Source organism: Aeromonas sp. S13(2024), from assembly GCF_041402405.1.
In the GTDB taxonomy this organism is placed as follows: Bacteria; Pseudomonadota; Gammaproteobacteria; order Enterobacterales; family Aeromonadaceae; genus Aeromonas; species Aeromonas veronii.
Genome location: NZ_JBGLRA010000007.1, coordinates 1 through 14,477 on the forward strand (window position 1 = coordinate 1; position 14,477 = coordinate 14,477).

The window sequence follows — 14,477 nt, forward strand, 5'->3', positions numbered from 1 at the left end:
CTTCGAAAAGCGGCTCAATGAATTGCTGAAATAAACTGTTCGACTTCTTATTGCTAAGAAATCGTCTTGGTCACTTCACCAGACATTGAAAATCAAAAATTGTTTTTGATGCTCGATGCTGTGAGTGCCCACACAGATTGCTTGATTCAAATTGTTAAAGAGCGACGCAACAGTGTGTTGCTGCGGGAGTGGAATTCTACTCGACCGCCTTCTCGAGTCAAGCCTTATTTTCAAAGGCTTTTCGAGGTTACCGACGAGGTTGTTTGCGTTGCCGCTTGCCCTGTCGATGGAGGCGCATTATAGGGAGTGAATTCTTTCTGGCAAGGCTAAATTGCATGTTTTTTTGATAAAACTGCACGACCGTTCAAACAACAAACAAAATGAAGAAAGTTCGAGCTAAATCACACATTCTGGAGGCAGATGACAGGCAAGCCCCCTCTCAACTCATATAAGCTATTTCGGATTGTTGACGCGCCAGCCAAAGCTCCTCCATCTCCAACAGGGTCTGATAGATTTTCTCCGCCTGCTCCGGTCGGCTGAACAGATAGCCCTGTCCATACAAGTGGATATCGGTCAGGGATCGCAGCACATCCAACTGGGCCTGTGTCTCAATCCCTTCACACACCAGACTCTTGCCCAGCATCGACCCCATCCGGCAAATATTGGCGACCAGTTCGGATGCCTCCATTGAAGTGTCAATGCCCTGTATAAAGGAGCGGTCGATCTTCACCTTGCTGACCGGTAACTTTTGCAGATAACTCAAAGATGAATAACCAGTCCCAAAATCGTCTAATGCCAGCAGTACCCCCTGCTGATTGAGATCCTGCATCAGTTGCAGCGAGTTCTTCACTTCGCGCATGGTGGTATCTTCCGTGACCTCCAAGACTAGGCTACGGGCAGGCAGGTGGTGATCCATCAATGCCTTGGCCACCAGTTTGAGCAAATTGCGCTGGTACATGCCTGGCGAGATATTCACACACATTTGCAGATCAACCATACCAAGCTGGTGCCACTGATAGAGCTGCTCGCAAGCTGTGTTCAGCACCCAGCTGCCAACCCGTTCGGCAAGCTGGAACTCCTCAGCCACCATAATCACTTCGTTTGGCGGAATGAAACCGAGCTCAGGATGCCGCCAGCGCAGCAGAGCCTCGACAGCTTCGCAGCGGCCACTTTCGAGATTGACGATGGGCTGGTAATAAAGTTCCAACGCATTGTGTTCCAGCGCCATGATCATGTCCGACGCCAGATGTTTGCGGCGCGCAGTTTCATTTAATAGGGAATTATCGTAAATCACATAGGGGGCATGGGTCTTGCGACTATGGAACAGGGCCTGCTCCGCACGACTCAGCAACTCCTGAGTCTTGTCGCTGTCCATCGGATAGAAGGCAATCCCGATCCCGACTTCAAGCCGGAAGGGATAGTTGTCATAGACGATATCTTGCTTCAGCGCATGCAGCAATCGCGCTACCAGCTCCCTGACCTGACGCAGATCGCTGCTGCCACGTTGAATAATGGCAAATTGGTCTCCCCCCAGACGTCCGCTCCACTCCCCCTCTTCACAGAGCACTCTGATCCGGGTGGCAAACTCACAAAGCAGATAATCACCGGTGTCATAGCCAAACTTGCTGTTGATATCCCTGAAGTCGTTGATATCGACCAGCACCAGTCCAAACGGCACTTCCTGTGTGGCGTACAGCTCCATCCGCTCCAGCAAGGCAACCCGATTGGACAACCCGGTCAGCGGATCCCGTCTGGCCGCTCTGAAATGGCGACGCCCTTCATATATGAGCAGCATGCTGAGCAGCAGCACTGACATGACCAGACCGGAGACCATTAGCAACAAGGCATTGCGCAACTGCCCAAAATGACGATCGTTCTCGGAATAGACGTTAATGTTCTTCTGCATCACAGAAGCGAGGGAGTAGGAGAGCGGCTCTTGCAGCGGGGCAAGACGCATCATGACCTGCTGATAGTCAGATGCCCCGCTTTGCAACTTGGTGATGTCGGGCTCTATTTGGCGAATATTGGTTTCAATCAGCTGCACCAGACGCAAGGTTTTCTGCTTGTCCTGCATGCTCTTGCGCAGCTGGCCGCTCAACAGGATGGGCGTTCTGCTCCAGAGAATGTCATAACGCAGCATCAGGGTGTCATGATCAATCCCGCCATAGTGATAGACCTCTACCGCATTGAGGAAACGCCCGAGCTCCAGCTGCAACTGCATCAGCGCCCAGGAGACATCATAGGTGTATTTCTCCATCGCTCTGGTCGCATTCTGGATCTGCATCAGGCAATAGAGGGTGCTCCCGGTAAACAACAGGATGGACACATACAGAATGACGAGCAGTGGCCACGCCCTGGTCTTTCCTTTCACCCCATGCTCCCGTGCTGTTTTTATCAGTGCTGAATGTCTATCAAATCCAGCTGCCAGATCATCATGTCGGTATATTCGGATCGCTTCAATTCCGGATATTGATCAAGAGGCAGCATAAACCAGACCGGCCCCTTGTCACGCACCCGCATGACAGCGCCGTTGTCTTCCCATGCAAGGATGGGCTCGTATTTGGCAACCTTGTCCCATTCAATGCGGACTTGGAAACTGTTCAGCGCCGTCAACGTAATAGTCTTGCCATCCGCACCGACTGCAGCCAACACATCAGCCAGTTTTGGGCCTCTGTAGGTGTGCGGCTTATCCACCCACGGGTTGCCGGTCACTATCTCATGTTGCGGCAGAGCCTGCAGTTTTGCCAGATCAAACAACACCTTGCCATCAACTTCGTCTGCCGACCTGATGTTACCACCGACTTTCAGGATCACCGGCCCAGTCAGCGCCTCAGCAGCCATTACCGGCATGATGACCAATGAACACAGTAGTGTCAGCCAACCAAACATTTTCATATCACCCCCAGATTTGCTGTCTCAACAGACTCAGTTTAGCCAGATATAAAAAAACGGCTCGCCTTGAGCGAGCCGTTTGTCAAACAGAACAAGGGGGATGATTACATCATGCCCATGCCACCCATGCCGCCCATGTCAGGCATGGCAGGGGTATCTTTCTTCGGCAGTTCGGTGACCATGCACTCGGTGGTGATCATCAGACCGGCGATGGAAGAGGCAAACTGCAGGGCGGAACGGGTTACCTTGGTCGGATCCAGGATACCCATGGCCAGCATGTCGCCATACTGTTCGCTGTAAGCGTTGTAACCGAAGTTGCCTTCGCCGTTCTTCACTGCATTGGCAATGACGGAGGCTTCTTCACCGGCGTTGATGACGATTTGACGCAGCGGGGCTTCCATGGCGCGCAGGGCAACCTTGATACCGACGTTCTGATCTTCGTTGTCACCGCGCAGACCAGCCAGTTTGGCTGCAACGCGAACCAACGCAACACCACCACCGGCAACCACACCTTCTTCAACCGCGGCGCGGGTAGCGTGCAGGGCATCTTCCACGCGTGCTTTCTTCTCTTTCATCTCGACTTCGGTGGCTGCGCCAACCTTGATCACGGCAACACCGCCAGCCAGCTTGGCTACGCGCTCTTGCAGCTTCTCACGATCGTAGTCGGAAGAGGTCTCTTCGATCTGCTGACGGATCTGGGCAACACGACCTTCGATCACACCGGCATCACCCACGCCATCGATGATGGTGGTGTTCTCTTTGGTGATGACGATGCGCTTGGCACGACCCAGATCTTCCAGAGTCGCTTTTTCCAGCTCCATGCCAACTTCTTCAGAGATGACGGTACCGCCAGTCAGTACAGCGATATCCTGCAGCATGGCTTTGCGACGGTCACCGAAGCCAGGCGCCTTGACGGCAGCCACCTTCACGATACCGCGCATGGTGTTGACCACCAGAGTGGCCAGGGCTTCGCCTTCTACGTCTTCGGCAATAATCAGCAGCGGCTTGCCAGCTTTGGCAACACCTTCCAGCACCGGCAGCATTTCGCGGATGTTGGAGACTTTCTTGTCAACCAGCAGGATGAACGGGTCGTCCAGTTCAACAGAACCGGTCTCTTGCTTGTTGATGAAGTAGGGGGACAGGTAGCCGCGGTCGAACTGCATACCTTCAACAACTGCCAGCTCATCTTCCAGACCCTGACCATCTTCAACGGTGATGACGCCATCGCGACCCACTTTGTCCATGGCTTCGGCAATCAGCTTGCCCACTTTCTCGTCGGAGTTGGCGGAGATGGTGCCCACCTGAGCGATGGCATTGCTGTCGGCACACGGCTGAGACAGCGCTTGCAGCTCGGCAACAGCAGCCACAACGGCCTTGTCGATACCGCGCTTCAGATCCATCGGGTTCATACCGGCGGCAACGGCTTTCAGACCTTCGTTGACGATAGCCTGAGCCAGAACGGTTGCAGTAGTGGTACCGTCACCGGCGGCATCGTTCGCCTTGGAAGCCACTTCCTTGACCATCTGGGCGCCCATGTTCTGGAACTTGTCTTCCAGCTCGATTTCGCGCGCAACAGACACACCATCTTTAGTGATGGTCGGGGCGCCGAAGGACTTGTCCAGCACCACGTTGCGGCCTTTCGGGCCCAGAGTCACCTTGACGGCATCAGCCAGGATGTTTACGCCTTCCAGCATCTTGATGCGGGCTTCGTTACCAAACTTAACGTCTTTAGCTGCCATTTTTCTTCAATCCTTAAATCAATTCGGGGAAAAGGAGGATGGATTACTCTTCGACAATCGCCAGGATGTCGGTTTCGGAGAGGATCAGGACGTCCTGACCATCCAGCTTCTCGGTCTTCACACCGTAGCCTTCGTTGAAGATAACCTTGTCACCAACCTTCACGGCCAGCGCTTTGACTTCGCCATTATCCAGGATGCGACCAGTCCCCACGGCAAGCACTTCACCACGGGTGGACTTCTGGGCCGCAGTACCAGTCAAGACGATACCGCCGGCAGATTTGGCTTCAGCTTCGATGCGCTTGATAATGACGCGGTCGTGCAGTGGACGAATTTTCATCGATAACTCTCCCAAAATGAGTCTCATTGTTGCTTTGAGGAATGGCCGTTCCAGGCCAAATTAGATATGTCCCTGATGTGGGGCAGAGTTGCTAACCCTTCAAGGGCAAATACAAAAAAAATTTTTTCACGTACTATAAACATCTTCGATGGTTCAGCCATGTCCGCACTCTGGAGCAAGGTCGGTTCAAACCGCCCGGTTTCCATGCCAGAACCTTCAAAGCCAGCTGTAGAGACGAGCCCTTGACCCGCACCAACCCCATGCTGACAGCCCCTATTCCGGTCGTACTGCGCCAGATGACGGGCCCCATGATCTTCGGCATCATCGCCATTCTGGCCTTCAATCTGGTCGATACCTTTTTTATCGGTATGCTGGGCACCGAAGCTCTGGCCGCCATCAGTTTTACCTTTCCTGTCACTTTTGTGGTTACCTCGCTGGCGATGGGATTGGGCGCCGGATTGTCAGCGGTGATCGGTCATACCCTGGGGCAGGGCAAACACGATGAGGCGGCCCATCTCGCCACCGACAGCCTGTTTCTGGCGGTGATCATGGTGGCCCTGCTCTCCGCGGGGGGGGCTCTCACCATCAAGCCTCTGTTTACTCTGCTGGGGGCCAGTGCCGAGCTTATCTCCCTCATCCATGACTACATGCTGATCTGGTATCTCACCGTCCCCATGCTGGTGCTGCCCATGGTGGGCAATGCCGCCATCCGGGCGACCGGCGATACCAAAACCCCCAGTCTGGTGATGGCAGTAGCCGGGTTGGTCAACGGGGTACTGGATCCTCTGTTGATCTTCGGCATCGGCCCCTTTCCCGAATGGGGGATCCGTGGGGCCGCCATCGCGACTTCTATCTCCTGGTTGATGGCGATGCTGGTCAGCCTCTATATCCTGCGTCATCGGGAAGGCTTGCTGCTGTGGCGCCTCTCGCCGCGGGCACGGTTGCTGTCCCACTGGCGGGCGTTACTCCATGTCGCCGTCCCAGCCTCTTTTACCAATATGCTCAACCCCCTGGCCAATGCGGTGCTGATGACGATCTTTGCAGGACTGGGTACCGAAGTGGTGGCCGCTTACGGCGCCGCGTCGCGGGTCGAGGCGCTGCTGCTGATTGTGATGATGGCCCTCGCCTCCGTACTGGCCCCTTTCATCTCGCAAAACTGCGGCGCTGGCAATCCGGCCCGCGCCAAGGCTGCACTGCAGAGCTGCATGGGGTTTGCGTTGCTGTTCCAGCTCGCCATCTATGGCCTGACCTGGCTACTGGCGCCACTCATCGCCAATCTGTTCAGCGATCATCCGCAGGTCATTCGCCTCATCATTCTCTATCTGCATCTGGTGCCGATCGGTTACGGCTTTCAGGGCATGGTGATGCTGCTGGCCTCGGCACTCAATGGCGTGCGAGCATCCAGTATCTCGTTTTTGTTCAACGGATTGCGGCTGTTTGGTTTTCTGTTGCCAGGAGCCTGGCTGGGGGCAAAGCTGGGAGGAGAACAGGGGATATATCTGGGGATACTGCTGGCCAATCTGGCGGCGGGCACCCTCGCATGGTGGTATGCCCGACACCGCTTCGAGACCTTGTGCCATCAGGGCAAACCCTGATTCAGTCACTCGCCTCGGGTTTTCGTCTCGTCGATTACTCTTTGCGCTCACTCTTTGCGCTCAAATTCGCCTTCGATGGTGGTGCCGCCCTGCTTGGCGTTCCCCAGATGATCATCGGACGGTGCGTTGTCAAACGGCGATTGAGTACGCTGGAAGCCACCCATCTGCATCCGGAACTGGCTGCTGCCGATCAGCTTGTCAGCCAGTTTGTTACGCAGCCAGGGTTGCAGCAACAGCACACCGAAAATGTCGGTCACGAAACCCGGAATGATCAGCAGCAGACCGGCCAACGCCAGCATCATCCCCCCCATCACTTCGCGGCCCGGCATCTCGCCCATCTGCATCTTTTGCTGGGCGCTGAACAGGGTCTTGATCCCTTCACTGCGCACCAGCGAGGAGCCCAATACCGCGGTCAGTATGAGCAAGCCGACAGTCGGCAACGCCCCGATTACCGAGCCGACCTCGATCATCACGGTGAGCTCCAGCACAACCAGACCCAGCAACAACAGAAACAACTTGCCCATATCCACTCCAGCACCGGTAAATTGAGAAAAAGTGGCGCCCATCCAACGATGGCCAGAGGCGAGTTTGCCGCCCCGTCATCACCACTTTCTGCCCTGAATAAATGGGGGCGGCCCCCCTCTTTTCAAGTTGGTCAACTGACCCCTACGTCATCAGCAATCTAAAAAACCAGCAAAAAGTCACAAAAATTTATAAAAATCATCATGATAAAAACTTCATAACATATGTGTACTTTCCTCAAAGTAATTTGAAAATGTCGCAAATTTAGTGATCCACCTCTAATAACCGATACCTCAATTGGAGTAGTATATTGATTAGTTTTTCGGGAGGTCATTCTCCCAACCGCCCCACTCGATGTGTGGTGCTTCAGGATGAGCTGTGCGCAAGGAACTCGCGACCACTCGGTGAGGATTTTTCCATTTATCTGATTTCTGAGGCATTACAATGAGCGACATCAAGAACGTCCGCATTGAAGAAGACCTGCTGGGCACCAAAGAAGTTTCCAATGATCTCTACTACGGTGTGCACACCCTGCGCGCTGTCGAGAACTTCAAGATCAGCTCTCAGAAGATTTCTGACGTTCCGGAATTCGTCCGCGGTATGGTGCTGACCAAGAAAGCCGCTGCGCTGGCAAACGGTGAATTGGGTACCATCCGTCCTGAAATTGCTGACAAGATCGTAGAAGCCTGCGACCTGATGCTGAACACCGGCAAATGCTTCGACCAGTTCCCGGTCGACGTTTACCAGGGTGGTGCCGGCACCTCCGTCAACATGAACACCAACGAAGTACTGGCCAACATCGCCCTGGAAATCATGGGTCTGGAGAAAGGCCGTTACGACGTCATCAACCCGAACGATCACGTCAACAAGTGCCAGTCCACCAACGATGCCTACCCCACCGGCTTCCGCGTTGCTGTGGTCAACAGCACTGACGTAACCCTGCATGCGCTGGAGCACCTGATCGCGGCATTCGATGCCAAAGCGAAAGAGTTCAAAAACATCCTGAAGATGGGCCGTACCCAGCTGCAAGATGCGGTTCCGATGACCCTGGGTCAGGAGTTCCACGCGTTCGCCGTGACCCTGCGTGAAGAGATCAAGTCCATCAAGCGTTGCCAGGAGCTGCTGCTGGAAGTGAACCTGGGCGCGACCGCCATCGGTACCGGTCTGAACACTCCGCCCGAGTACTCTGCACTGGCTATCAAGCGTCTGGCCGAGATCACCGGTCGTGCCTATGTGCCGGCAGAAGACCTGATCGAAGCGACCTCCGACTGTGGCGCCTACGTCATGCTGCACGGCGCCATCAAGCGTCTGGCCATGAAGCTGTCCAAGATCTGTAATGACCTGCGTCTGCTCTCCTCCGGCCCGCGCACTGCACTGAAAGAGATCAACCTGCCGGAAATGCAGGCGGGTTCCTCCATCATGCCGGCCAAGGTCAACCCGGTTATCCCGGAAGTGGTCAACCAATCCTGCTTCAAGGTATTCGGTAACGACATCACCATCACCTTCGCCGCCGAAGCCGGTCAGCTGCAGCTGAACGTCATGGAGCCGGTGATTGGTCAGGCGATGTTCGAATCCCTGAGCCTGATGGAAAAAGCCTGTATTTCCCTGCGCGAGAAGTGCGTGGAAGGTATCACCGCCAACCCGGAAATCTGCATGAATCACGTGCTGAACTCCATCGGTATCGTGACCTACCTGAACCCCTTCATCGGCCACCACGAAGGGGATATCGTCGGCAAGATCTGTGCCCAGACCGGCAAGAACGTCCGCGAAGTCGTTCTTGAGCGTGGCCTGCTGAGCGCCGAGCAGCTGGACGAAATTCTCTCCATCGAGAACCTGATGAACCCGCAATACAAAGCCAAGCGTTTCACCCGCGAAGCTGCCGTATAAGCGAGTGTGGGCCGGGATCTTCCCGGCCCATAAAGTCAGTTCCCGATTGGTCTTTATCCCCAGCCCGATCGGGAATTGGCTTTTTGCCAAATAAAAACCAAAAACTAAAAAATGGAGTTATCGCTATGATTGGAATCGAGTTACTTGTCGTGCTCGCCGCTATCTATCTGGGGGCCCGGATAGGCAGCATCGGCATCGGCTTTGCCGGTGGTCTGGGGGTACTGGTCTTGACGTGGGGTCTGGGCATGCCCATCCCGAGCGATCAACTGGTCAGCTACATCCCTTGGGATGTGATCATGATCATCGCGTCCGTCATCTGTGCCATCGCCTGTATGCAACTGGCTGGCGGGATGGACTACCTGGTTTCTCTGGCTGAGAAAGCGCTGCGCAAGAACCCCAAATACATCACCTTCGCCGCTCCGGTGGTTACCTATCTGATGACCATGCTGGCCGGTACCGGTCATACCGCCTTCTCCACCCTGCCGGTGATCGCTGAAGTGGCCAAAGAGCAAGGGATCCGCCCATCCCGTCCGCTCTCCATCGCAGTTGTCGCCTCCCAGATCGCCATCACAGCCTCCCCGATCTCTGCCGCTGTGGTTGCCTTCTCCGGCATGCTCGAGCCATTTGGTGTTGATTATCTGACCCTGCTGGCCATCTGCATCCCCTCTACCTTCCTGGCCTGTATCCTGGGCGCCTTCATTGCCAACATGATGGGCAAGCCGCTGGAGCAGGACGAAGTCTATCTGGAGCGCAAAGCCAAGGGCCTGATCAAACTGCGTGGTACTACCAAGCTCGAGATCAAGCCGTACGCCAAACTGTCGGTCTGGATCTTCATCGCCGCCATCGTTGCTGTCATGGCTTATGCCACTGCCATCTCCGGTAAAGTGGGCCTGATCACCAACCCGCCGATCCCCCGTGACGGCGCCATCATGGGCATCATGCTGGCCGCGGCCACCATCATGACCCTGGTGTGCAAACTGGACGCCACCCAAGTGACCAACATGCCGACCTTCAAGTCCGGTATGTCCGCCTGTATCTGCGTACTGGGTGTGGCCTGGCTGGGTAACGTCTTCGTGAAAGGCAACATGGACACCATCCAGCTGATCGCTGGCGACCTGCTGAACCAGTACTCCTGGCTGCTGGCCGTGGTACTGTTCTTTGCCGCCATGCTGCTCTACTCACAGGGTGCAACCACCAAAGCCCTGATGCCTGCCGCTCTGGCACTGGGTGTCAGCCCGCTGACTGCGATTGCCTCTTTCGCAGCCGTGAGCGCCCTGTTCGTACTGCCGACCTACCCGACCCTGCTGGCCGCGGTAGAGATGGACGACACCGGCTCCACCCGTATCGGTAAGGCGGTCTTCAACCACCCCTTCTTCGTACCGGGCACCGCCACCATCGCCATCGCCGTGGCGCTGGGCTTCTTCTTCGGCGGCATCCTGCTGTAATCCTATCGACTGCCGATTACCAAACAAAAATCCCCGCCAGTTGGCGGGGATTTTTTTATCTCTTTACTCTGTACTTGGCTTGGCTGTCTGGCAGCGAGAGACCTGACGTATTATCCGGATGGCTCAACCACGGCGACAGCAGACACCACAACAGCGTGCCAGCGGCGCTATAACCACCGCTGCCGGATTGCCGGAGTAGTAAGTAGGCCACCATGGTACTCAGCACCACGCCAGAAGGCGGGATCCTTCGGATCAGACCGGATCCAGAGTATCCAGCGGCCAGCGCGGCATGGCTTTAACAACCAGCGGCTCAAACACACCTGCTTTAAGGCGCTGCATACCGGCGTAAGCGATCATGGCGCCGTTATCAGTGCAATATTCAGTGCGCGGATAGAACACCTCACCCTTGAGGCTCTCCATCAGCTCGGCCAACTGGGCACGCAGGTGACGGTTGGCACTGACGCCGCCAGCGACCACGAGACGCTTAAGACCGGTCTCTTTCAAGGCACGACGGCACTTGATGGCCAGGGTATCGACCACCGCATCTTCAAACGCCCGAGCGATATCGGCACGGGTCTGCTCATCATCACCATTGGCGGCGATGGTGTTGGCGGTGAAGGTCTTGAGGCCGGAGAAGCTCATGTCGAGTCCGGGACGATCTGTCATCGGACGGGGGAAGTGGAAGCGCCCCTTAGTGCCCTTCTCGGCCAGACGGGAGAGCAGCGGACCACCCGGATAGTCCAGCCCCATCAGCTTGGCGGTCTTGTCGAACGCTTCGCCAGCGGCATCATCGATGGATTCCCCCAACAGCTGATAGCTGCCGATGCCGTCAACTCGTACCAGCATGGAGTGACCACCAGAGACCAGCAGCGCCACGAAGGGGAACTCTGGAGCTTTCTCTTCCAGCATTGGGGCCAGCAGGTGCCCTTCCATATGGTGGACGGCGATAGCAGGCTTGTTCCATGCCATCGCCAGCGAACGGCCAATAGTCGCCCCCACCAGAATGGCGCCAACCAGACCCGGACCCGCGGTATACGCGATGCCGTCGATGTCATCTTTGCCCAGTCCCGCCTCTTGCAATGCGGCCTGGATCAACGGGATCGTCTTGCGAACATGATCCCGGCTGGCGAGTTCGGGGACGACGCCACCGTAGTCCGCATGCAGCTTGACCTGGCTGTATAACTGATGGGAAAGGATCCCTTTTTGATCGTCGAAGATCGCGATCCCGGTTTCGTCACAGGATGTCTCTATGCCCAATACACGCATTGCTAAAAAATTTCACTGCTAAAATGAGACGGCTATGGTAACCTTCGCGGGTTTTTTAAACCAGAGCGATCTCTGCGGGTTTACTTTCATTCCCTGTCCAGAGTATAATTTCGCACCATTTTAAGACATGCTGATCGATTGAAGGTCAGCTAACAATTTATCACTGAGGTGAAAGGCACATGCCAGTAATCAAAGTCCGTGAAAATGAGCCGTTTGACGTTGCTCTGCGTCGTTTCAAGCGTTCTTGCGAAAAAGCCGGTATCCTGTCCGAAGTTCGTAGCCGTGAGTTCTACGAGAAGCCGACTACCATTCGTAAGCGCGCCAAAGCGTCTGCTGTCAAGCGTCACGCCAAGAAGCTGTCTCGCGAAAACGCACGTCGTATCCGCCTGTACTAATCGGGAGATATTGCCGTGTCTCTGAAGGATCAACTCAAGGATCAGCAAAAGCTCGCCATGCTTGCCAAAGATAAGGCTCGTCTGGGAGCGATCCGCTTGTTGATGGCAGAAATCAAGCAACGTGAAGTCGATACCCGTATCGAGCTGAATGATGAGGATATCCTCGCTGTCGTGACCAAAATGGTCAAACAGCGCCGCGATTCCATCAGCCAATTTGAAGCTGCCGGTCGCCAGGATCTCGCCGACAAAGAGTCCGCCGAGATCGTTGTGTTGCAGGAATTCCTGCCGCAACAGCTGACCGCAGATGAAATTGCCGCCCTGATCGAGCAAGCCATCACTGAAAGTGGTGCTGCCGTCATGGCTGATATGGGCAAGGTCATGGCTGTCTTGAAGCCGAAAATTCAGGGGCGTGCCGATGTCGGCGCCGTCAGTGCTCAGGTGAAAACCCGCTTGGCGTAACAGGCAACTCTCTTGTTTGGTCGAAGAAGCCGTGCTTCCCTTGGAATGCGCGGCTTTTTTATTTTCTCCGCAATGAAACAGGACGGTTATGGCAGGCAGGATCCCCCAATCCTTTATCGACGATCTGCTCGTACGCACAGACATAGTCGAGCTGATCGACTCGCGAGTGCGGCTGAAAAAAGCCGGTAAGAACTACCAGGCTTGCTGCCCTTTTCATAACGAAAAAAGCCCCTCTTTTACCGTCAGCCAGGAGAAGCAGTTCTACCACTGTTTCGGTTGTGGCGCCCACGGCAACGCCATCGGCTTTGTCATGGAATACGACGGTCTCGAATTTCCCGATGCCATCGAAGAGCTCGCCAGCATGCAAGGCATGCAGGTACCTCGCGAGCAGAGCATCGGCGGCTCGGCCAATAGCCAGCCCGCCGTCAGCAAGGATCTGTTCGAGCTGATGAACCAGATTGCCCGCTTCTACGAGAGCAATCTCAAGAGTGCTCCCCATGCGGTGGAGTACCTCAAGGGACGTGGCCTGACCGGTGAAGTGGTCAAACGATTCAACATTGGCTATGCACCCGGCGATTGGGATCAGGTACGCCGTCGCTTTGGCGCCAGCCGGGATCACGAGCAGTTGCTTATCTCGGGCGGCATGCTGATCACCCGTGACAATGGCCCGGGCAGTTATGACCGTTTCCGCGATCGCATCATGTTCCCGATCCGTGACAAGCGTGGCCGGGTCATCGGTTTCGGTGGCCGGGTGCTGGGTGATGGCACCCCCAAATACCTGAACTCGCCGGAGACCCCCATCTTCCATAAAGGACGGGAGCTGTTCGGTCTCTACGAGGTGAAGCAGGCACACAAGGATCCACGCCGGATCCTGGTGGTGGAAGGCTACATGGATGTGGTGGCACTCGGTCAGTACGACATCGACTATGCGGTGGCGGCGCTGGGTACTGCAACGACCAGCGACCATATCCACACCCTGTTTCGCACCACCGCCGAGGTAGTCTGCTGCTACGACGGTGACAACGCCGGTCGTGAAGCCGCCTGGCGCGCGCTGGATAATGCCCTCCCTCATCTGCAGGATGGCCGCGAGCTGAAGTTCGTGTTTCTGCCCGATGGCGAGGATCCCGACTCGCTGGTACGCCAGATCGGCAAGGAGGGCTTTGAAGCCTTGCTCGATGAAGCCCAGCCGTTCGCCGACTTCATGTTCGAGCGTCTCGGTCGCGATGCGGCGCTCTCCGGTGAGGCAGGCAAGTTCGAAGTGGCCAACAAGGCCGCCGAGCTTATTCGTCGCGTTCCGGAAGGGTTTACCCGCGAAGGGCTGATCACTCGTCTCTCCAGCATGATGCGCTGGGGCGAGAACAAGCAGCGCATCGCCGAGCTCTTTGCCCGCAACAGTCAGCCCAAGGCCGAGGTCAACAAACCCAAGGCAGCCAAGCTGACGCCACTGCGGCGTGCGCTGGCACTGATGGTGCAATATCCGGCAGTAACGGCTGAGCTTCCCCCCATGCCGGAATTAGCCGGGCTACGCGTACAGGGCATCAAGTTCCTGCTGCAACTGCACCAGCAAATCCTGGCACAGCCCGGTATCACAACCGGTATCCTGCTGGAACACTGGCGTGGTACCAAGGAGGGAGAGATCCTTGCTCAGCTGGCCATGCACGACCTGTTCGAGGAGATCAAACTCGATCAAGAGCCGGATATTCTGGGAGAATTGCAGGACACTTTCGTCGGCTTCATCAACCAGTTTCTGAAACAGCGGATCGAAGAATTGCAGGCCAAAGTGGCTCAGGAAGGACTAAGCTCCGAAGAAACCCAAGAGCTGATGATGCTGATAAGAGAGGTGCAAATTGAGAAAAGAAATGAGAGTGGGGCTTGATATTTGAGTGATTAGTCCCAATATGGATAGCGTTGCCCGAATCGACGGGATGAAAAGCAAAATT

General features: G+C 55.7%; 12 protein-coding genes. 6 read left to right on the forward strand and 6 right to left on the reverse strand.

The window, feature by feature from the left end:
- Positions 1 to 439 precede the first annotated feature (439 nt).
- The 4 genes from ACB042_RS11200 to ACB042_RS11215 form a co-directional block, all read right to left on the reverse strand.
- Positions 440 to 2,371 carry a putative bifunctional diguanylate cyclase/phosphodiesterase gene (locus ACB042_RS11200; RefSeq protein ID WP_371178424.1) on the reverse strand — a complete coding sequence of 644 codons (1,932 nt, stop codon included), beginning with the start codon at positions 2,369 to 2,371 and terminating at the stop codon, positions 440 to 442.
- 23 nt (positions 2,372 to 2,394) lie between these two features.
- Positions 2,395 to 2,895, reverse strand: a complete 501-nt coding sequence (locus ACB042_RS11205) for a molybdopterin-binding oxidoreductase (protein WP_019444953.1) — start codon at positions 2,893 to 2,895, stop codon at positions 2,395 to 2,397.
- A gap of 101 nt (positions 2,896 to 2,996) precedes the next feature.
- On the reverse strand, positions 2,997 to 4,631 hold the full coding sequence (gene groL / locus ACB042_RS11210) for a chaperonin GroEL (protein WP_201947114.1): 1,635 nt from the start codon (positions 4,629 to 4,631) through the stop codon (positions 2,997 to 2,999).
- A gap of 43 nt (positions 4,632 to 4,674) precedes the next feature.
- The gene (locus ACB042_RS11215) at positions 4,675 to 4,968 is read right to left on the reverse strand and encodes a co-chaperone GroES (protein WP_005340573.1); all 294 of its coding nucleotides are present in this window, start codon (positions 4,966 to 4,968) and stop codon (positions 4,675 to 4,677) included.
- A gap of 260 nt (positions 4,969 to 5,228) precedes the next feature.
- On the opposite strand from ACB042_RS11215, the gene ACB042_RS11220 reads away from it, so the two are divergent.
- Positions 5,229 to 6,563, forward strand: a complete 1,335-nt coding sequence (locus ACB042_RS11220; RefSeq protein WP_371178477.1) for an MATE family efflux transporter — start codon at positions 5,229 to 5,231, stop codon at positions 6,561 to 6,563.
- A 47-nt stretch (positions 6,564 to 6,610) separates the two neighbouring features.
- Here ACB042_RS11220 and ACB042_RS11225 read toward each other — a convergent pair whose 3' ends face one another.
- The gene (locus ACB042_RS11225; RefSeq protein ID WP_371178425.1) at positions 6,611 to 7,087 is read right to left on the reverse strand and encodes an FxsA family protein; all 477 of its coding nucleotides are present in this window, start codon (positions 7,085 to 7,087) and stop codon (positions 6,611 to 6,613) included.
- 442 nt (positions 7,088 to 7,529) lie between these two features.
- Here ACB042_RS11225 and aspA point away from each other — a divergent pair, with 442 nt between their 5' ends.
- Both aspA and ACB042_RS11235 read left to right on the forward strand, forming a co-directional pair.
- Positions 7,530 to 8,972, forward strand: coding sequence for an aspartate ammonia-lyase (gene aspA / locus ACB042_RS11230; RefSeq protein ID WP_005340569.1), 1,443 nt, complete (start codon positions 7,530 to 7,532; stop codon positions 8,970 to 8,972).
- Positions 8,973 to 9,097: 125 nt separating this feature from the next.
- Complete coding sequence (locus ACB042_RS11235; RefSeq protein ID WP_005340568.1) at positions 9,098 to 10,417, forward strand: anaerobic C4-dicarboxylate transporter; 1,320 nt, start codon at positions 9,098 to 9,100, stop codon at positions 10,415 to 10,417.
- 252 nt (positions 10,418 to 10,669) lie between these two features.
- Here ACB042_RS11235 and tsaD read toward each other — a convergent pair whose 3' ends face one another.
- The gene (gene tsaD / locus ACB042_RS11240; RefSeq protein ID WP_371178426.1) at positions 10,670 to 11,683 is read right to left on the reverse strand and encodes a tRNA (adenosine(37)-N6)-threonylcarbamoyltransferase complex transferase subunit TsaD; all 1,014 of its coding nucleotides are present in this window, start codon (positions 11,681 to 11,683) and stop codon (positions 10,670 to 10,672) included.
- Between the two features lie 179 nt (positions 11,684 to 11,862).
- Here tsaD and rpsU point away from each other — a divergent pair, with 179 nt between their 5' ends.
- The 3 genes from rpsU to dnaG all read left to right on the forward strand — a co-directional run bounded on the left by rpsU (position 11,863) and on the right by dnaG (position 14,413).
- The gene (gene rpsU / locus ACB042_RS11245) at positions 11,863 to 12,078 is read left to right on the forward strand and encodes a 30S ribosomal protein S21 (protein ID WP_005309452.1); all 216 of its coding nucleotides are present in this window, start codon (positions 11,863 to 11,865) and stop codon (positions 12,076 to 12,078) included.
- Positions 12,079 to 12,093: 15 nt separating this feature from the next.
- Complete coding sequence (locus ACB042_RS11250) at positions 12,094 to 12,537, forward strand: GatB/YqeY domain-containing protein (protein ID WP_005349081.1); 444 nt, start codon at positions 12,094 to 12,096, stop codon at positions 12,535 to 12,537.
- A gap of 88 nt (positions 12,538 to 12,625) precedes the next feature.
- Entirely contained in the window at positions 12,626 to 14,413 is a 1,788-nt protein-coding gene (gene dnaG, locus ACB042_RS11255) for a DNA primase (protein WP_100654515.1), read from the forward strand.
- Positions 14,414 to 14,477: the final 64 nt, after the last annotated feature.

What these genes read in the sequence shown, in the direction of transcription:
- dnaG (WP_100654515.1), top strand. Translation starts at nt 12,626, where the DNA reads ATGGCAGGCAGGATCCCCCAATCCTTTATCGACGATCTGCTCGTACGC.
- ACB042_RS11215 (WP_005340573.1), bottom strand. Translation starts at nt 4,968, where the DNA reads ATGAAAATTCGTCCACTGCACGACCGCGTCATTATCAAGCGCATCGAA.
- ACB042_RS11235 (WP_005340568.1), top strand. Translation starts at nt 9,098, where the DNA reads ATGATTGGAATCGAGTTACTTGTCGTGCTCGCCGCTATCTATCTGGGG.
- tsaD (WP_371178426.1), bottom strand. Translation starts at nt 11,683, where the DNA reads ATGCGTGTATTGGGCATAGAGACATCCTGTGACGAAACCGGGATCGCG.
- ACB042_RS11220 (WP_371178477.1), top strand. Translation starts at nt 5,229, where the DNA reads ATGCTGACAGCCCCTATTCCGGTCGTACTGCGCCAGATGACGGGCCCC.
- ACB042_RS11225 (WP_371178425.1), bottom strand. Translation starts at nt 7,087, where the DNA reads ATGGGCAAGTTGTTTCTGTTGTTGCTGGGTCTGGTTGTGCTGGAGCTC.
- aspA (WP_005340569.1), top strand. Translation starts at nt 7,530, where the DNA reads ATGAGCGACATCAAGAACGTCCGCATTGAAGAAGACCTGCTGGGCACC.
- rpsU (WP_005309452.1), top strand. Translation starts at nt 11,863, where the DNA reads ATGCCAGTAATCAAAGTCCGTGAAAATGAGCCGTTTGACGTTGCTCTG.
- ACB042_RS11205 (WP_019444953.1), bottom strand. Translation starts at nt 2,895, where the DNA reads ATGAAAATGTTTGGTTGGCTGACACTACTGTGTTCATTGGTCATCATG.
- groL (WP_201947114.1), bottom strand. Translation starts at nt 4,631, where the DNA reads ATGGCAGCTAAAGACGTTAAGTTTGGTAACGAAGCCCGCATCAAGATG.